The following is a 17,106-nucleotide window of genomic DNA, read 5'->3' on the forward strand; positions in this document are numbered from 1 at the left end:
CAAATATTTGCAGCGAACATAGTCGGATGTCTGTTCGGCGCAATCAAGGCGATATCGATGTTCCACAGGAAAGGCGGCAGTTTGGCCGTTCACGCGCATGTGAACGCTGCGCCTCTTTTTAAATCGAAACTAAGCGATATCTATATCGTGAAATGACGATATGCATCGGATCAGCGAGGTGAGTGCAATGTCGAAAGTTCAATCGATAAAGCAGCAGACAGCCTTGCCAGTGCCCTTGGATGAGATGCTGAAAGCGCTTAGTCATCCGGTGCGTCTCGACATTTTGAGCTGGCTCAAAGAGCCGGAGAAACACTTCTCCGCTCAGCACATGCCATTGGAGATGGGCGTGTGCGCGGGCCAGTTCGAGCGGTGCGGTCTTTCCCAATCCACCGTTTCAGCCCATTTGTCCGTGCTGACAAAAGCGGGGCTGATCACGCCCCACCGCGTCGGCCAATGGACGTTTTATAAGCGCGACGAAGAGGCGATAGCCGCCTTCATCGCAACCCTATCCGATCTTTGACCAACTTTTCCAACTTGCCCACCTTTTCCAACTTGAAGGAAATGCCCATGGCCACCTTGTTCGATCCTGTCACCGTTGGTGATCTGAAGCTTGCCAATCGCGTTGTGATGGCGCCGCTGACGCGCAATCGCTCGCCGCGCGCCGTGCCGAACGATCTCAACGTCACCTATTACGAGCAGCGCGCCAGCGCTGGCCTCATCATCACCGAGGCAACGCCGATCAGCCATCAGGGGCAGGGCTATGCCGATGTTCCGGGCCTTTATTCGGCCGAGCAGCTGGCCGGCTGGAAGCGCGTAACCGATGCCGTTCACACAGCCGGCGGCAAGATCGTCGTGCAGATGTGGCATGTGGGCCGTATTTCCCACAACACCTTGCAGCCGAATGGCGGCAAGCCGGTTGCGCCGTCCGCGATCACCGCCAAGTCGAAGACCTATCTGGTCCATCCCGATGGCACGGGCGAATTCGCACCGACCTCCGAGCCGCGCGCGCTGGAAAAAAGCGAGATTGCAGACATCGTCGCCACCTATGCCAAGGCTGCGAAGGACGCGATTGACGTTGCCGGTTTCGACGGTGTCGAAATTCATGCGGCCAATGGCTACTTGATCGACCAGTTCCTGCGTTCGGGCAGCAATCACCGCACCGACGAATATGGCGGCTCGATTGAAAACCGCGCGCGCTTCCTGTTCGAAGTGGTCGATGCAATCACCAAGACGGTGGATGCAGGCAAGGTCGGTATCCGCCTTTCGCCGGTTACGCCCGCCAATGACGCATCGGATTCCGATCCGCAGCCGTTGTTTGACTATGTGGTCGACAAGCTTGCGCCTTACGGTCTTGCCTATGTTCATGTCATCGAAGGCGCAACCGGTGGTCCGCGTGACTTCCAGCAGGGCCCGCAGCCGTTCGATTATGCGCGTCTGAAGCAGGTCTATCGTGACGCTGGCGGCGATGCCGCCTGGATGGTCAATAATGGCTATGACCGTGAACTGGCGGAGGAAGAAATCACCAGCGGTCGCGCCGATTTGGTTGCTTTCGGCAAGCCGTTCATTTCCAATCCGGATCTCGTGCGGCGTCTGAAGGAAAATGCGCCGCTCAACGAGCTGGATCAGCAGCATATGTATGGTGGTGGCGCAAAGGGCTATACGGATTATCCGGCTCTCGCCTAATCCTGAGAACGAAAAAGCCCGGTCGCGAGACCGGGCTTTTTCTTTGCACATGCGTGAATAGCTAGAGCCGCGCCCGCGTTGAACGCGGTGTGGCAAGCAATAAGTTTGTTTCGCTGGCCTTGATGCCGGGCACGAGACGGATACGGCGCAGCACCGCATCGAAATCGGCGAGGGTCGCGGCGCCCAGTTCGACCACCAGATCAAAACGACCATTGGTCGTGTGGACGGCGGAAATTTCCGAGAAACCACCAAGGGCCTTGACCACACGGTCGGCGACATGACCTTCGATTTCGATCATCATGATGCCGCGCACCGGCAGGTCCACGGCGTCCGAGCGCAGAATGACCGTATAGCCCAGAATATCGCCGGAGCGTTCCAGCCGTTCCATGCGCGCGCGGATCGTTGCGCGGGAAACGCCAAGATCGATCGCAATGTCGGAAATGCTGCGGCGGCCATTATGGCGCAAAAGCGTAATGAGCTTTTCATCCAGATCGTCCATAGTTTCTCCATTTTGAAAAGCCAATCCGACATTCTGATAAACCAAACCGATAAAATTGCCAATCCGGTTGGTTCACATCGCCAAATAAAAATGATGAATCTTATGACAATAATCAGAAGGAACCTTGTTTTATGCATTGCAAGATTTTGGGACTACCCGTTCAGGAAGGAACTGGCCGCGCAGGCTGCAATATGGGTCCCGATTCCTACCGTGCCGCAGGCATTGCCGATGCCATACGCGAGCTTGGTCACGGTTTTACGGATCTCGGCAATCTGGTTCCAAGCCCGGCTCAGATCAAGCAAGCGTCGCGCGAACATCCAAACCATGCGATCAAGGCGCTGCCAAGCGCTGTTGCCTGGATTGAAGCAATCAGCGAAGCCGCTTTCCGCGAGAGCGAAGAGGGCTTCCCGATTTTCCTTGGCGGCGATCATCTTCTGGCTGCCGGAACGGTTCCGGGCATTGCGCGCCGCGCCGTCGCAAAGGGCCGCAAGCAGTTCGTGCTCTGGCTCGATGCGCATACGGATTTCCACACGCTGGAAACGACAACCAGCGGCAATCTGCATGGAACGCCGGTTGCCTATTACACCGGCCAGAAAGGCTTTGACGGCTTTTTCCCGAAGCTTGAAGCCGCCATCGATCCGCACAATGTCTGCATGATGGGTATTCGAAGCGTCGATCCGGCGGAACGTCTGGCTATCCAGAAGACCAAGGTTTCGGTTTTCGACATGCGCATGATTGACGAGCATGGCGTTGCCGCGCTGCTGCGCCGTTTCCTCGACCGTGTGAAAGCGGAAGACGGCCTGCTGCATGTCAGCCTTGACGTTGATTTCCTTGATCCGTCGGTGGCGCCAGCTGTCGGCACGACGGTGCCGGGCGGCGCGACTTTCCGCGAGGCCCATCTCATCATGGAAATGCTGCATGACAGCGGGCTCGTCACGAGCCTCGATCTGGTTGAATTGAACCCGTTTCTGGATGAGCGCGGCCGCACGGCTACCGTCATGGTGGACCTGATGGCCAGCCTTTTGGGCCGCAGCGTCATGGATCGTCCGACGATCAGCTATTAAGGCGCGTCTTGCCGAATGACGCTCCGATCATTGTATCAATGCGCAATACGCTCCGAAGGCCGTGTCAGCCTTTCGGAGCGTGTTTAAGGAGAATATGAATGACCCAGCCGAACCTCAACATCGTCCCCTTCGTCAGTGTCGACAACATGATGAAGCTGGTGCTTTCCATCGGCGTCGAGACCTTTCTGAAGGAACTGGCCGCATATGTGGAAGAGGATTTCCGCCGCTGGGAAAATTTCGACAAGACGGCGCGTGTCGCGTCCCACTCCCGCGAAGGCGTGATCGAGTTGATGCCGACGAGCGACGGCACGCTTTATGGCTTCAAATATGTCAACGGCCATCCGAAGAACACACGTGAAGGTCTTCAGACTGTCACGGCTTTCGGCGTTCTGGCCGATGTGGGCAGCGGCTACCCGATGCTCCTGACCGAGATGACGATCCTGACGGCGCTGCGCACGGCTGCCACGTCAGCGGTTGCCGCCAAATATCTGGCGCCAAAGAATGCCCGCACGATGGCGATCATCGGCAATGGCGCACAGAGCGAATTTCAGGCCATAGCATTCAAGGCGCTGCTCGGCGTGGACAAGCTTCGCCTTTACGACCTCGACCCGGAAGCGACCGCAAAATGCATGCGCAATCTTGCCCATGCAGGTTTCGACATTGTCGCCTGCAATTCGGTGGAAGAAGTGGTCGAGGGCGCCGATATCATCACGACGGTCACGGCGGACAAGGCCAATGCCACCATCCTGACCGACAATACGGTCGGCGCTGGCGTGCATATCAATGCGGTGGGCGGCGATTGCCCGGGCAAGACCGAATTGCACGGCGATATTCTCCGCCGCTCCGACATTTTCGTCGAATATCCGCCGCAGACCCGCATCGAAGGTGAAATCCAGCAGCTCCCGGCAGACTATCCGGTCAACGAGTTGTGGGAAGTCATCACCGGCAAGGCGCAGGGCCGCAAGGATGCGCGCCAGATCACGCTGTTTGATTCCGTCGGCTTTGCCACGGAAGATTTTTCGGCTTTGCGTTATGTGCGCGACAAGCTGAAGGATACGGGCCTGTATGAGCAGCTCGACCTTCTGGCCGACCCGGATGAGCCGCGCGATCTGTTCGGCATGCTGCTGCGTCACGAAAAGCAGCTGGAGGCCGAAAAGTCGAAGCCTGCCGCCTGATCAGGCTGATCAATCAGAGCGGACGGCGCGCATGACGCGGGGCGGCGATACGCCCCGCTTGCGTTGCAATGGCCATTTCAAAACTGTCGGCAATGCGCCGCGCGCGATCAATGAAAATGATCGCCGCTTCCGCAGGATAAATCTCGCGTGCGGTTTGCTCGAACAAGGCAAGCCAGCGGTCGAAATGCTCGCCTTTCAGGTTGAGCTTCAGATGCGGCGCCATGGGTCGCCCGTCATAACCGCCGGTTCTCAAGATGACCGACGACCAGAATTGCGCAATCTGCGCGATATGGTGATCCCAGTCATGCACGGCTTCCGCAAAAATCGGCCCGAGCAGCTCGTCCGCCCGCGCGCGTCCATAAAATGTCGCCACCAGTTCCTGAATGGATGCGGGGTCAATCGAGGGATGCGGCTGGTTGATGAGCAGGGTCATGGCGAGGCTTTCCGGGTTGTTCCAGCCGGATATAGGCGCTCGCCTCGCGTTTATCCAGCGTATCAATACAGTTGCATTCTTCGCCATGCCGGGCTGCAACGAGCAATTTAAGTTCTGCATTCGCATAATCTAATCCGAAAAGTCTGCAACTTTTCGGGATCATGCGAGGCTCCGGTGCTCACGTACGTTGAAGTACGCTCCGCTCCGGTGCTCGAAAATCACTCGTTTCGCTACGGCCTGACGAATTTGCAACTGTAGTGTTAGCTTTGCCGCATACCGGCGCTATTCCTCGAAGCGGCCATCATTTTCGCGGTCGCGCTCATAACGCTTTTTCAGCGGAAATGGCGGCAACCAGCTTTCGCGGCGGATCGTCCACAATTCGTAGGTCGGCACCAGCTGGTCGGGAGCATCGAGCGAACCCAGATGCACCTCGATTTCATCATCGGAACGGGAAAAGACCGAGGAACCGCAGCGCGGACAAAAATGACGCCCGGCATAATCGCGCGTTTCGCCATCGATCGTGACCGCATCTTGCGGGAACATTGCTGATGCCAGAAAAAGCGCCCCATGATGTTTGCGGCAGTCGAGACAGTGGCAAAGGCCGACCCGATAGGGACGCCCCGAGGCGACAAGCCGGACATCGCCACACAGACAGCCACCGGTAAATTGTTCCATGGTTTTCCTCCTCAATTCAACCGGATCATGCTTTTCAGAAGAAATATATGAAGCGGTCAACCAGTAATTCAACCGGCACGGCGCGCGTCTAAATAGGCTTTTCGTGACTCGCTCCGCATGGGCCCGCGATCATCTTTCAGAGCGGCGAATGCCGCAAGGCGGCGGGTGTCTTGATATTGATATGTAACGGTTTTTTTGGCTTTTCCAGAGTGAAATGTCAGCTATGGTGAATCTGGAGGGCGTTGGGATTTATCGAATGAAATCAACAGCTTATTTGCTATTAAATCATTTCCTCTAATTTTTGTTTATCTTTTATGATGTTTTGAAATTCTCTACTGGGAATTTAAGTATTGCCCATCAAAATAAATTCGTTTTTTAATGTCGCGGGGGCTTTATGCAATGAACTGAGGGGTTTCGATGCATTTAGATATTCGCAGGGTTTCGGCCACCCTGCTGCTTTCCACGACGGCACTGTTCACGGTGGGTGCCGTGCTTTTGCCATCTGGAAATGCGCAGGCCGCATGTTCGTTTTCACCAACGGCCGGTGATGACGTTTTCATCTGCGACAGCGGTACATCCGCATCCGGTCTGACCGATACGAGCGGCAACAACACGCTCCTTCTGCCCACAGGCGGCAGCGGTACGGTCAATGGCAATGTGACCTTCGGTGCCGGAACGGACCGCGTCGAGTTACATTCGGGATCGATTGCGGGAAGCATCGATCAGGGCGATGGCGCGGATGCATTCATTATTTCTGGCGGCTCGGTTGTCGGTAATGTGCAACAGGGCGGCGGCATCGACGATTTTCAGATGACGGGCGGCCAGATTATCTCGCTCAATCAGGGCGACGGGCTCGACACGTTTTTCATGTCCGATGGCCGCATTATCGATGCTTTCGATGATGGCGATTATGCTGTGATGACCGGCGGGCGCATCGGTCGCGTCAACATGAAGCTGGACAACAATTATTTCAACATGTCCGGCGGCACCATCGATCGCAATCTGGTGACCGGTTTCGGCAATGATACGATCATCATCTCCAGCGGCATGATTGGCGGTAGTATCAGTGTCAGCGGTGGCACCGACAGCGTGACCATTACCGGTGGTACGGTTGCCGGTGACATCATGCTGAGCTTCGGCACCGACACGTTCAGCTGGAACGGCGGCGGCATTCTATATGGAAATGTCGATCTTGGCGCTGATAACGACGTGGCCACGCTGACCAACCTGACCGACGCCAATATGGGGTCGACCAAGTTCATCACCGGTGGCGAAGGCACCGATAGTCTGAGCTTCAGCAATGTCAAAACTGGCGCGGTTTATCGCTTCGGCGGATGGGAAACCATCAATCTCACCAACGATACGCGTCTGGTTTTCAATGCTCCGCTGACGCTTGGTGATGCGGGAACCGGAACGGGCACGCTCAACATCGATGCGACCAGCACCATTTATGGTGGTTCGGCCCAGTCGGTTATCAAGCCCTATGCCGCAACGCAGCTGACCAATGTGTTTAATGCAGGCCGCATCGACCTGACCAATGGCGGCTCCAGCACGACCGATAGCCTGACCATTCGCGGCAACTATACCGGGCAAAATGGCCTGCTGTTCCTCGACACGGTGCTTGCGGGTGATGCGTCGCCTTCGGACAAGCTGGTGATCGATGGCGGTTCGGCTTCCGGCAATACCGGCATTGTCGTGGAAAATATCGGTGGCGCAGGTGCTTCGACAGTGTCGAATGGCATCATGGTCGTTGAGACGCTGAATGGCGCAACCACCACTGCGGGCGCCTTCACCTTGAATGGCCGTGTCGCGGCTGGCGCCTATGAATATTATCTGTTCAAGGGTGGTGTTTCTGCCGGAACGACAGAAAACTGGTATCTGCGCTCAACGCTGGTGAACGGTAGTCAACCGGCTGCCGTGGGTTCGGAAGCGCCGGAACCAGAGGCTCCGGAAACGGTGGCCGCTCCGCCGCCATTGGATCAGCCGGCTGCGGTGCTGCCAGTCGATCCGAACGATCCCGACCCGCAGGACAATTCTGCTCCGGTCGCCGGAAACTCCGCCGCGCCCACTGCGCCTCCGGCTCCCCAGGCCGCAGATGTTGCCGACCCGCCAGACAATTCCGTTGGTGGTTTGATGCAGCCTCCACTGCCCGGCAATGGCGTCGCGCCGCCGTCAGCAGGGGCGACGCGCGTGGAAGGCGATGTCGTCAATCTCTATCGTGAAGAAGTGCCGGTCTATTCGGCTCTGCCGCCCGTCGCGCATCATCTGGCGCTGTCGACGCTCGGCACATTCCATGAGCGCCGGGGCGAACAGGACCTGCTCGAAAGCGGCGGTTATCTGCCGTCGAGCTGGGTGCGGGTGTTCGGGCAGGACATCGACATGAAGTGGAGGGGCACCGTTGCGCCGGGGGTCGATGGCAGTCTTCTCGGTATTCAGGCCGGGCAGGACCTGTTCGGACGTGAATCCGACGGCGGCCATTTCGACCGTTTCGGCGTCTTCTTCGGTTATGCGCGCGCCTCGGGCGATATTACCGGGCAGGCGCTCGGCTGGAACGATCTTGCCGTCGGCGACCTTGACGTTACCGGCACCAGTTTCGGCGGCTATTGGACCCATATCGGCCCGCAAGGCTGGTATCTCGATGCGGTGGTGATGGGAACATGGTTCGATGGCAGCGCCAGCTCCAACGCGCAACAGGGCATAGACCTTGAGGGCCACGGCGTGACGGCCTCGCTGGAAGGCGGCTATCCGGTGGCACTCGGCGGCAACTGGACGCTGGAACCGCAGGCGCAACTGATCTGGCAGCATCTCTCGCTGGACGATCAGGCTGACCGTTATTCCACGGTGACGTTCGATTCCGACAATGCGTGGACGGGCCGTATCGGCATGCGGTTGCAGGGCGCGGAAGAAACCTCGTTCGGCAAGCTGCGCCCCTATCTGAAGGCCAATCTCTGGCAGAATTTCTCATCGGACGAGACCGTATCCTTCGGCACCGATCCGATTGTCACCAATCTGAAAGGAACGTCGCTGGAAGTCGGCGGCGGGATAACGGTCGATATCACGGAAAAGGCCAGCCTTTTTGCAACTGCCGACTACACAACCAATCTCGGAGGAGAGCGAACGCGGATCTGGGAAGGCAATATTGGACTGAATGTAAAATGGTGATTCAAGAGCACATTCCGAAAAGTGTGAAACGGTTTTCGGAGCAGATGTGCGTCTAATGTGGCGGCTGACGGCGTCGCCATTGCATTTTGAAGGAGAGGGAAAACGTCAATGGGCAGACGGGCTTATGACAAACTTGCGAAGATTTGTGCATCTCTGAAGACCTCTGAACAGGAACTGGCTTACGCGCTCGGCATATCGCGCATCGCGCTAAAGGCAATCAATCGTCCAGATACCCCCCTTTATCTGCGTCTGGCGCTTGCTGCACTCCTGTCGGAAATCGACCCGGATAAGGTGCTGAATGCGACGCATTCGCCTCCTGCAATGGAAGTGCCAGTGCATCTTCTGTAACCCCGATAGAAAGTCTCAAGTCATCCCCCAGGGCTGAGGATAGTATCGTGACTAAGTTTTACGTCCTGCTTTTTCTGATAGGTCTTGTGAGTTACCCGCAACTGGCCGCTGCGGCCTGTTCGGGTGCTGCCAGCGCTGCCGATCTGGCAGCGCAAAGGCAACTATCCGCCCTGCGCGCCATGGAGCGCGGGCGTGGCTGCAAGGGTGATGGCGGCGGGGGCTTGTTCAATGCCTGCCGCGATCTGTCGGTGCGCATTGCGGAAGTGCAGCGGCAGATTTCCGCCGGGCTGGCCGCAAGGTCATGTTCCGAACCATCGGCCACGACACAACGCAGCGCGCGACTGGATCGGCCAAAGGTGACACCGGCGGCTGTCACGTCGAATGCGACCGAGAAACCCAAATCCTGGGCCGGCAAAGGCGCACTGACCTATTGCGTGCGCCTTTCGGACGGTTATCTGTTCCCGGCGCCGCACTCTCAATTCGACAAAACGGAAAGCACAACGGAAACGCTGGCTCAATGCCGCTTCATCTGCCAGAACGAGAGCGTCGATCTCTATGTTCTCAATGATGTGAATGGCGAAACAGCGGATATGATTTCCGCGACCAGCGGCAAGTCCTATGCGGAACTGCCGACGGCCTATAATTATCACGAGAGCAGCGATTTCAAAAAATGCGACTGGGCGGGTTATGTCGCCAAGGTCAGCGAACTGCGCGCCAGCAGTCGGTCGGCGAGAGCCATGCGCAACGTCGTGATGCCGATGCCGGACAGCCGACCGAGCCGCAATGCCGATATGGTCGATACGGTTGCTACGGCAACCTTTGCGCCGCTGACGGACCGAAAGGTGCGGGTGGTCGGCCCGGCCTTCATCTTCGATCAGGGCATAGCACCGGAAACTGTCCAGCAGTAGCTGCGAGCAGGACCGGCGCTGGTCCAGTCCAGAAAATCGCCCCGTGGATAACGACAAGATATGGCGCGGGGGCGCTTTTCTCCATTGGTTGTTTTTCACCCCCTATGTCCTAAGAGGTGCGCGACAAGGGGGCTGAAGTGAAGTGCTATTTGATAAATCTGGAGCGGAGCCAGGACCGTCTGGCCTATATGGCATCCCAGTTTAATCGCATGGGTCTAGAATTCGAACGTGTTGAGGCTGTCAATGGTCGGGTTATGCCCGAACAGGAGCTGGCTTCATTCAACACGTTCAGCAAAAACTGGCCCGATCCGCTTTCGCCAGCGGAAATTGGCTGTTTCCTGTCTCACCGCAAGTGTCTAGAAATTATAGCGACCGGTATCGATGCTTACGCGGTCATTTTTGAAGATGATATCAAGCTGAGCAGCGGGGCTGCGCAGTTGCTGCCTTCAGACAAATGGATACCGAAAGACGCGGATATTATCAAAATCGATGCCTACGGGCATGAGGTCTTGATATCCCGTTCGGTTGCAAGCGAAGGACCCTATGCGGTGGCGCGGCTTCGCTCCAGACATTTGCTGACGGGAGGCTACGTCGTGTCTCGCGACGCTGCGCGCAAACTTCTGCCGCTTATGCAGAAAGCGCCTGCTCCCATCGATCATTTCCTGTTCGACCCCAATGATGGTCCTTTCGACGAATTGAATATCTACCAGATCACGCCAGCCATTTGCCGACAGGCAGGATTGGAAAGCACGATCGGCAAGAACCGACGTGAGCAAAAGCGGCCGGCGCTTTTTCGACTGCTCATACGGGAATTGAAAAGGTTCGGGACGCGCACAATGCGCAATTCCCTCGGCTTATGGGTGAACTTCACCAAAACCGGACGTTGGGGCCCCATTCCCTATGACCACGATATCCGATAGCCAGTGAGCGGGCCTTCAGGCCCGTCAATATTTAGCGGGCCACTTGTCATCGGATGAGTCGGCATCACAACGGCAGCTCTAAAGCCGTGCGAAAGGCTGCGAGCGCAACTACCTACGATGATGTTGGAAAGAGAATTTTTCGGTAGCGGTTAGCGAATGGTAGCGGAGGAGGGATTCGAACCCCCGACACAAGGATTATGATTCCTCTGCTCTAACCTACTGAGCTACTCCGCCACGCGTCGCTTTGCAGAAGTTTTGTCGTCGCCGTTTCCGGTGGGACAAAGCATTGTTCCTGCAAGGAATGGCGGCGGTATATGTGGGGAATGAAACCCTGTCAAGCACTCTTCGCACAGGTTTCGTCTTGTTTTCCATCATTTGCACCGATAAGGAACTGTGCATAAGCAAAGGCATAGTTTCATGGCACCTCGTATTGCGGTTTTGGGTTGCGGCTATTGGGGCGGCAACCACATTCGTACCCTGAAGAGCCTCGGCGCCCTTCAGGCGGTCTCCGACGCCAACCCGGCAAATGCCGAACGATTCGCTTCCGAATTTGGCGTTCCCAATGTTCCGGTTGATGAATTGTTCACCCGTCCCGACGTGGACGGCATCGTTCTGGCCCTGCCTGCACAGTTCCACGCGCAATATGCGACCGAAGCTGTGAAGAACGGCAAGGATGTTCTCGTCGAGAAACCTATTGCGCTCGACGTCCCTTCGGCGGAAGCCGAAGTTGAAGCCGCGCGCGAAAATGGTCGCATCTTCATGGTCGGCCATGTTCTGCGGTTCCATCCGGCCTTCGAAAAGCTTCTCGACATGGTCAAGAGCGGTGAACTCGGCGATATCCGCTATGTTCATTCGCATCGCGTCGGTCTTGGCAAGTTTCACGCGCAGTTCGATGCGCTGTGGGACCTGGCGCCGCACGATCTGTCGATGATTCTCGCCATCACCGGCGAAGAGCCCAGCGCCATTCGCGGCGAAGGCACGGCCATCATCGACCATCTGAACGATTTTGCCCATGTTCATCTGGAGTTCCCGGGCGGCATTCGCGGGCATCTTTTTGCCTCGCGGCTCAATGCCTATCGCGAGCGGCGCCTGAGCGTGACCGGCACCAAGGGCATGGCCGTTTTCGACGACGGCGAGCCGTGGGACCGCAAGCTTGCCTTCTACAAACACGAAGTCTGGCGGGAAAACGACCAGTGGGCTTTCAAGTCGGCAGAGCCGATCTATATACCCGTCGAGGAAGGCATGCCGCTCACCCGCGAGTTGCAGCATTTCCTGCATTGCATCGAAACCCGTGAAACCCCGCGGACTGACGGCAAGGAAGCCATCAGTGTCTTGCGGATCTTGACCGAAGGTTCGGTGCAGCACACCAGATAAGGCGTTCGCGGACGGAGCTTTACGTTTCGTCAAGCGGTGTTACAGCATTCGCAAAACTTTGAACGCCCCGGCCATGGCAGGACGGCGCGCAAGCGAATAAATAGGTGCCAGGGATCCGCACGTTGGTTCGTGCGAGGCCAACTCTATGGAGCCAACATGCAGTTTATTGATCTTGGGGCGCAGCGCGCGCGTATCGAAGACCGTCTCAATGCCGCCATTTCCAAGGTTGTTGCGGAAGGCCGCTATATTCTCGGGCCTGAAGTGGCGGAGTTCGAGAAGAAGCTCGGTGAATATCTGGGCGTTGAACATGTGATCGCCTGCGCCAATGGCACCGACGCCTTGCAGATGCCTCTGATGGCGCGCGGCATCGGTCCCGGCCATGCCGTTTTCGTTCCGTCCTTCACCTTTGCTGCGACTGCGGAAGTTGTGGCGCTGGTCGGAGCAGAGCCTGTTTTCGTCGATGTCGATGCCAACAGCTACAACATGAATGTCGAACAGCTTGAAGCTGCCATTGCCGCTATCCGCAAGGAAGGCCGTCTGGAGCCGAAGGCAATCATTCCGGTCGATCTGTTTGGCCTTGCTGCCGACTATAACCGCATCACCGCGATTGCCGAGCGCGAAGGCCTGTTCATCATCGAAGACGCTGCGCAGTCCATCGGCGGAAAGCGCGACAATGTCATGTGCGGCGCATTTGGCCATGTGGGCGCGACCAGCTTCTACCCGGCCAAGCCGCTCGGTTGCTATGGCGACGGTGGCGCGATGTTCACCAACGATGCCGAGCTTGCGGATACGCTGCGTTCGGTGCTGTTCCACGGCAAGGGCGAAACCCAGTACGACAATGTCCGCATTGGTATCAATTCGCGTCTGGACACGATCCAGGCTGCCGTTCTGCTGGAAAAACTTGCGATTCTCGAAGACGAGATGGAAGCGCGCGATCGTATCGCCAAGCGTTACAACGAAGCGCTGAAGGATGTGGTGAAGGTTCCGGCTCTTCCCGCTGGCAACCGTTCTGCCTGGGCGCAATATTCCATCGAAAGTGAGAACCGCGACGGGTTGAAGGCGCATCTTCAGGCTGAGGGCGTTCCGTCGGTGATCTATTATGTGAAGCCGCTGCATCAGCAGACGGCCTATAAGCATTATCCGGTTGCGCCGGGCGGCCTGCCGGTTTCTGAAGCTCTGCCATCGCGCATTCTGAGCCTGCCGATGCATCCCTATCTGTCGGAAGCCGATCAGGACAAGATCATCGGCGCCATCCGTGGTTTTCACGGTAAGAAGGCCTGATCTGATCAGTTCGTTGAAGAAAAAACCCGGCGAAAGCCGGGTTTTTTTTATTTGCCAGTTTTTTCCAGCCGTTTTTCGACGCGTTTGGCGACGAAGCGTGCAATCGCCGGTCCGGCGAAAAGCACCACGAAGAACCGGCTTGTCTGCATGGCGATGATGAAGGGCAGGTCGACATTGGTGGATGCCGCGATAATGGCAACTGTGTCTGCGCCACCGGGGCTTGTCGCGAGGTAAGCGGTGAGGGGATCAAGATCGAGCATATGGCCAAGCGCCATACCGAACAAACCGCAGACGGCGATCAGGATCAGCGTCGAAGCCAGAACGGCGGGAAAAGCCCGCGCCGCATGGGCGATGATTGCGCGTGAGAAGCCAAGCCCGATGCGCCAGCCAATTAGCGTATAGCTGATCGCCAGCAGCCATGGCGGCAGATCGATGGTCATGACGCCGGTATCTTGCAGGATCGCGCCCAGCACCAGCGGCACCAGCATGGCGCCCGTTGGTATGCGCGAGATATGCCCCAGAAAGGCACCGCCAAGGACGAGAAGCAGCGTTGCGCCGAGGCTGGACGGGTTGAGCGGTGGAAACCAGTCTACAGCGGCAGGGGCCGCCATCTCCACGCCCGCGCCAAGGCGCACGACGAGCGATGCCGTGGTCGCAACCAGCACGACGCGGAGATACTGCATGAAGGCGACGAGGCGCGCATCCGCGCCGAAGGATTCCGCCATCAGGGTCATGGCGGTGGCAGCACCCGGTGACGAACCCCACACGGCGGTGGTTCCCGGCAGGACGCGGAACCGCGCCAGCAGATAGCCGATCAGTGTGCTGGCAAAGAGCACGAAGAGCATCGAGACCAGGATAATCGGCAGGTGCCTGCCCATATTGGAGAAGAACTCGGGCGTGATGGCGCGGGCAATCAGCAGGCCGACCACCGCCTGCGCAAATGTCGAAAGCTGGCTGTGGACGCGCACGGTACTTTCGCCAGCCGCCATCAGGATGCCGCCGACCATTGCGCCCAGCAGCAGGGCTGCCGGAAGATGCAGAACTTCGCCTGCAAAAATCAGGACAGCCGACACCAACAGAAGCAGGCCCCACTGGAGCAGCTTCGGGATTTTCCTGAAATTGAATTTGTCTGGGGCTGGTTGAAGCCCTGAGGGGGCGGATTTTTGCATTGCCCTTCTTCCCTACATGCGGGTGAGGCGGGATGCAAACCAAGTTTCCATGACTGCGACGGCGTTTGTTGGTAACGGATTGCCGTTCGGTGGGCAGGCTATGCATAGACGAAAAGACGCCGCCCCTCGCAAGAAGGGCGACGCCTGAAAAAGAACAATCGTTTTGCCGTGGATCAGCCGATCATAGCGCGACGCTGATTGGCCGGGCGCTCGACGACTTCGCGTGGCGCCTTGCCGCCGTCGCGCTCTTCCAACGCTTCCGCCTTGGAGAGTTCGATCTCGGCCACGGCCAGTTCTGCCTCGGCTGCTTCCTTCTGCGACATCAGATCGCCGATCGAACCGAACAGGTTGTCACGCCGCTGGCGTGCAGCCTTGGCGAAGGTCGGATAGGCAAAATGATTGATATCGGTGATGCCAGCCTTCTTTTCTTCCGACAGGATCTGAGCGTCGAGTTCCCCCGCCATTCGCTCGAACTCGCCGATCATCAGGTCAAGCTGGCCCAGTTGACGGCGCTTTTCCTTCACCTGGAACAGTTTAAGCCTCACCAGGCTTTCACGTGGCTTCATACGCAATACTCCTTGAACACCAACCAGCTTCCATGTGTTGGGGCGTTCCCCCGGACTTGAAGCACAATCGTATCGACTTCATTTCAAGTCGATCTGATTGGGCTTTATTAACAGGTGTGAATAAACAAAAAACGTCCGTTCACACCGCGAATCCCCGCGAATCCAGCCCCTACAGGGGGAAAGCGTCGCGGCCGTTGTCAGAAATCACCGTTTACAACGAAACAAAAAGTTAAGATTTTGCTCGTTTGGTAACCATTCCTTTACCGGCGAGGTTAATCATACGCGTTAGGACTTAAGGCTCGGTAAACCTAATGTGCTTTTTGAGCAACAGGTGAAAGCTAGAGTCGAATGAATCGCTTAGCGAAGATTCTTAAAGCGATGCTTTAGAGTCAGGGAGACGTGAATCTCTTTATGATTCAAATCGCTATAAGAATTTTCTAAACAGGGCATAAATATGCTTGCCAACCAGAATCATATTTTGTTAACCATTTGCTGGCACCTTCATACAGAGGCAACGACGGTTCCGTGTGCCGCCTTGAGGGACATCTGGTCGGCTGCGGAAAGGGGATAAGAGATGCGCGTCCTTTTGATTGAAGACGACAGTGCTATCGCACAGAGCATTGAGCTGATGCTCAAGTCCGAAAGTTTCAATGTCTACACGACCGATCTGGGCGAGGAAGGCATCGATCTCGGCAAGCTTTATGATTACGACATCATCCTGCTGGATTTGAATCTGCCGGATATGTCTGGTTACGAAGTTCTTCGTACATTGCGCCTTTCCAAGGTGAAAACGCCGATCCTGATCCTCTCCGGCATGGCCGGCATTGAGGACAAGGTTCGCGGCCTTGGCTTTGGCGCCGACGATTACATGACCAAGCCTTTCCATAAGGATGAGCTGATCGCGCGTATTCATGCGATTGTTCGCCGCTCGAAGGGCCATGCACAGTCGGTCATCACCACGGGCGACCTGATCGTCAATCTGGACGCAAAGACGGTGGAAGTTTCCGGCCAGCGCGTTCACCTGACGGGTAAGGAATACCAGATGCTCGAGCTTTTGAGCTTGCGCAAGGGTACGACGCTCACCAAGGAAATGTTCCTCAACCACCTTTATGGCGGTATGGACGAGCCGGAACTGAAGATCATCGACGTCTTCATCTGCAAGCTGCGCAAGAAGCTTGATGCGGTTTCCGGTAGCCAGAGCTACATCGAGACCGTCTGGGGCCGCGGCTATGTGCTGCGCGAGCCGGATGCCGAACTGCGCGAAAGCGCCTGATCGGTCCAGACTTTACGGTCAACGAAAAAAAGCTCCGCTTCGGCGGAGCTTTTTGCTTTTAGTCCTATTGGATCAGGCTGGCTTATCGCGGCGTTTCGCCAACAGTCGGGCGAGGGCGTTTTTGCGGCTCGGCGCTCATCAGAAGAGTGAATTGCTCGGTGAGATAAGCGCGGTCGAAGGGCTTCAATATATAGCCATCGGCGCCGGAACGCTTGGCGCGCATGATGCGCGTGACGTCGAGCTCATAGAGGCAAACGATAATGCGCGGATGCTGGCCGTCGGGCAGGGCGCGCAGGTCGGGAATGACTTCAAGGGCCGTCATATCCGGCAGATCGAAATCGAGAAGAATGATATCCGGCATGCGCGATGCGCAACTGTCGAGCGCTTCATGCCCGGTGGAGACTTCGGCAAATTCTGCGATGGAATCGGACAGGATACGGCGCGCGACCTTGCGGATGACGGATGAATCGTCAACCAGCAGGCAATAACCGGCCATCGCTTCGTCTCCCATCGACTTTCCCCCAGAGCGGCAACGAAGCTGCCGAAACATCTTACCGCGACACGATATTTGCCTGC

At 57.0% G+C, this 17,106-nt stretch carries 18 protein-coding genes and 1 tRNA gene; 11 read left to right on the forward strand and 8 right to left on the reverse strand.

The features are described 5' to 3' along the window. Positions 1-187 precede the first annotated feature (187 nt). On the forward strand, positions 188-520 hold the full coding sequence (locus QLQ11_RS00285) for a helix-turn-helix transcriptional regulator (protein WP_109370283.1): 333 nt from the start codon (positions 188-190) through the stop codon (positions 518-520). Between the two features lie 47 nt (positions 521-567). Next, positions 568-1,683: an alkene reductase gene (locus tag QLQ11_RS00290; RefSeq protein ID WP_109369555.1), complete on the forward strand. Its 1,116-nt coding sequence runs from the start codon at positions 568-570 to the stop codon at positions 1,681-1,683. Positions 1,684-1,744: 61 nt separating this feature from the next. On the opposite strand, the gene QLQ11_RS00295 is transcribed toward QLQ11_RS00290, so the two are convergent. Continuing rightward, the gene (locus QLQ11_RS00295; RefSeq protein ID WP_109369554.1) at positions 1,745-2,182 is read right to left on the reverse strand and encodes an Lrp/AsnC family transcriptional regulator; all 438 of its coding nucleotides are present in this window, start codon (positions 2,180-2,182) and stop codon (positions 1,745-1,747) included. 131 nt (positions 2,183-2,313) lie between these two features. On the opposite strand from QLQ11_RS00295, the gene rocF reads away from it, so the two are divergent. Together rocF and QLQ11_RS00305 are read left to right on the forward strand one after the other, a co-directional pair. After that, the gene (rocF, locus tag QLQ11_RS00300) at positions 2,314-3,246 is read left to right on the forward strand and encodes an arginase (RefSeq protein ID WP_109369553.1); all 933 of its coding nucleotides are present in this window, start codon (positions 2,314-2,316) and stop codon (positions 3,244-3,246) included. A 98-nt stretch (positions 3,247-3,344) separates the two neighbouring features. Next, complete coding sequence (locus tag QLQ11_RS00305) at positions 3,345-4,421, forward strand: ornithine cyclodeaminase (RefSeq protein WP_121536574.1); 1,077 nt, start codon at positions 3,345-3,347, stop codon at positions 4,419-4,421. Between the two features lie 13 nt (positions 4,422-4,434). Here the strand turns inward: QLQ11_RS00305 and QLQ11_RS00310 are convergent, their stop codons facing one another. From QLQ11_RS00310 to QLQ11_RS00320, 3 genes are all read right to left on the reverse strand, one after another. Next, a complete protein-coding gene (locus QLQ11_RS00310) occupies positions 4,435-4,854 on the reverse strand; it encodes a group III truncated hemoglobin (protein ID WP_121536572.1) in 420 nt (139 codons plus the stop codon). Next, positions 4,817-5,017, reverse strand: coding sequence for a hypothetical protein (locus QLQ11_RS00315; protein ID WP_209445960.1), 201 nt, complete (start codon positions 5,015-5,017; stop codon positions 4,817-4,819). The genes QLQ11_RS00310 and QLQ11_RS00315 overlap by 38 nt, the downstream gene beginning before the upstream one ends. A gap of 119 nt (positions 5,018-5,136) precedes the next feature. Next, on the reverse strand, positions 5,137-5,529 hold the full coding sequence (locus QLQ11_RS00320; RefSeq protein WP_121536570.1) for a GFA family protein: 393 nt from the start codon (positions 5,527-5,529) through the stop codon (positions 5,137-5,139). Between the two features lie 417 nt (positions 5,530-5,946). Between QLQ11_RS00320 and QLQ11_RS00325 the strand changes: the two genes are divergently transcribed. From QLQ11_RS00325 to QLQ11_RS00340, 4 genes are all read left to right on the forward strand, one after another. Then, positions 5,947-8,691, forward strand: coding sequence for an autotransporter outer membrane beta-barrel domain-containing protein (locus QLQ11_RS00325; protein WP_121536568.1), 2,745 nt, complete (start codon positions 5,947-5,949; stop codon positions 8,689-8,691). Between the two features lie 108 nt (positions 8,692-8,799). Beyond that, on the forward strand, positions 8,800-9,039 hold the full coding sequence (locus tag QLQ11_RS00330) for a hypothetical protein (RefSeq protein WP_109369549.1): 240 nt from the start codon (positions 8,800-8,802) through the stop codon (positions 9,037-9,039). Between the two features lie 47 nt (positions 9,040-9,086). Beyond that, on the forward strand, positions 9,087-9,947 hold the full coding sequence (locus QLQ11_RS00335; RefSeq protein WP_235858888.1) for a DUF2865 domain-containing protein: 861 nt from the start codon (positions 9,087-9,089) through the stop codon (positions 9,945-9,947). Between the two features lie 137 nt (positions 9,948-10,084). Next, positions 10,085-10,867, forward strand: a complete 783-nt coding sequence (locus QLQ11_RS00340; protein ID WP_121536650.1) for a glycosyltransferase family 25 protein — start codon at positions 10,085-10,087, stop codon at positions 10,865-10,867. Between the two features lie 157 nt (positions 10,868-11,024). Here the strand turns inward: QLQ11_RS00340 and QLQ11_RS00345 are convergent. Then, positions 11,025-11,101 (reverse strand) — tRNA-Met (locus tag QLQ11_RS00345). A gap of 183 nt (positions 11,102-11,284) precedes the next feature. On the opposite strand from QLQ11_RS00345, the gene QLQ11_RS00350 reads away from it, so the two are divergent. Both QLQ11_RS00350 and QLQ11_RS00355 read left to right on the forward strand, forming a co-directional pair. After that, on the forward strand, positions 11,285-12,241 hold the full coding sequence (locus QLQ11_RS00350) for a Gfo/Idh/MocA family protein (protein ID WP_109369546.1): 957 nt from the start codon (positions 11,285-11,287) through the stop codon (positions 12,239-12,241). 156 nt (positions 12,242-12,397) lie between these two features. Continuing rightward, positions 12,398-13,522: a DegT/DnrJ/EryC1/StrS aminotransferase family protein gene (locus QLQ11_RS00355; protein ID WP_109369545.1), complete on the forward strand. Its 1,125-nt coding sequence runs from the start codon at positions 12,398-12,400 to the stop codon at positions 13,520-13,522. A 47-nt stretch (positions 13,523-13,569) separates the two neighbouring features. On the opposite strand, the gene QLQ11_RS00360 is transcribed toward QLQ11_RS00355, so the two are convergent. After that, positions 13,570-14,691 carry an AbrB family transcriptional regulator gene (locus QLQ11_RS00360; RefSeq protein WP_121536564.1) on the reverse strand — a complete coding sequence of 374 codons (1,122 nt, stop codon included), beginning with the start codon at positions 14,689-14,691 and terminating at the stop codon, positions 13,570-13,572. A gap of 173 nt (positions 14,692-14,864) precedes the next feature. Then, positions 14,865-15,257 (reverse strand): flagellar export protein FliJ, encoded by a 393-nt coding sequence (locus tag QLQ11_RS00365; protein WP_078338800.1) that lies wholly within the window; start codon positions 15,255-15,257, stop codon positions 14,865-14,867. Between the two features lie 574 nt (positions 15,258-15,831). On the opposite strand from QLQ11_RS00365, the gene ctrA reads away from it, so the two are divergent. Beyond that, positions 15,832-16,530, forward strand: coding sequence for a response regulator transcription factor CtrA (ctrA, locus tag QLQ11_RS00370; RefSeq protein WP_078338799.1), 699 nt, complete (start codon positions 15,832-15,834; stop codon positions 16,528-16,530). An 82-nt stretch (positions 16,531-16,612) separates the two neighbouring features. Here the strand turns inward: ctrA and QLQ11_RS00375 are convergent, their stop codons facing one another. Continuing rightward, entirely contained in the window at positions 16,613-17,041 is a 429-nt protein-coding gene (locus tag QLQ11_RS00375; RefSeq protein ID WP_121536562.1) for a PleD family two-component system response regulator, read from the reverse strand. Between the last annotated feature and the right edge of the window lie 65 nt (positions 17,042-17,106).

Source organism: Ochrobactrum sp. SSR (assembly GCF_030067775.1).
In the GTDB taxonomy this organism is placed as follows: Bacteria; Pseudomonadota; Alphaproteobacteria; order Rhizobiales; family Rhizobiaceae; genus Brucella; species Brucella teleogrylli.

Bases quoted from the DNA above. Each gene is read 5' to 3' on its own strand.
- QLQ11_RS00285 (WP_109370283.1), top strand. From the start codon at position 188: ATGTCGAAAGTTCAATCGATAAAGCAGCAGACAGCCTTGCCAGTGCCC.
- QLQ11_RS00290 (WP_109369555.1), top strand. From the start codon at position 568: ATGGCCACCTTGTTCGATCCTGTCACCGTTGGTGATCTGAAGCTTGCC.
- QLQ11_RS00295 (WP_109369554.1), bottom strand. From the start codon at position 2,182: ATGGACGATCTGGATGAAAAGCTCATTACGCTTTTGCGCCATAATGGC.
- rocF (WP_109369553.1), top strand. From the start codon at position 2,314: ATGCATTGCAAGATTTTGGGACTACCCGTTCAGGAAGGAACTGGCCGC.
- QLQ11_RS00305 (WP_121536574.1), top strand. From the start codon at position 3,345: ATGACCCAGCCGAACCTCAACATCGTCCCCTTCGTCAGTGTCGACAAC.
- QLQ11_RS00310 (WP_121536572.1), bottom strand. From the start codon at position 4,854: ATGACCCTGCTCATCAACCAGCCGCATCCCTCGATTGACCCCGCATCC.
- QLQ11_RS00315 (WP_209445960.1), bottom strand. From the start codon at position 5,017: ATGATCCCGAAAAGTTGCAGACTTTTCGGATTAGATTATGCGAATGCA.
- QLQ11_RS00320 (WP_121536570.1), bottom strand. From the start codon at position 5,529: ATGGAACAATTTACCGGTGGCTGTCTGTGTGGCGATGTCCGGCTTGTC.
- QLQ11_RS00325 (WP_121536568.1), top strand. From the start codon at position 5,947: ATGCATTTAGATATTCGCAGGGTTTCGGCCACCCTGCTGCTTTCCACG.
- QLQ11_RS00330 (WP_109369549.1), top strand. From the start codon at position 8,800: ATGGGCAGACGGGCTTATGACAAACTTGCGAAGATTTGTGCATCTCTG.
- QLQ11_RS00350 (WP_109369546.1), top strand. From the start codon at position 11,285: ATGGCACCTCGTATTGCGGTTTTGGGTTGCGGCTATTGGGGCGGCAAC.
- QLQ11_RS00355 (WP_109369545.1), top strand. From the start codon at position 12,398: ATGCAGTTTATTGATCTTGGGGCGCAGCGCGCGCGTATCGAAGACCGT.
- QLQ11_RS00360 (WP_121536564.1), bottom strand. From the start codon at position 14,691: ATGCAAAAATCCGCCCCCTCAGGGCTTCAACCAGCCCCAGACAAATTC.
- QLQ11_RS00365 (WP_078338800.1), bottom strand. From the start codon at position 15,257: ATGAAGCCACGTGAAAGCCTGGTGAGGCTTAAACTGTTCCAGGTGAAG.
- ctrA (WP_078338799.1), top strand. From the start codon at position 15,832: ATGCGCGTCCTTTTGATTGAAGACGACAGTGCTATCGCACAGAGCATT.
- QLQ11_RS00375 (WP_121536562.1), bottom strand. From the start codon at position 17,041: ATGGGAGACGAAGCGATGGCCGGTTATTGCCTGCTGGTTGACGATTCA.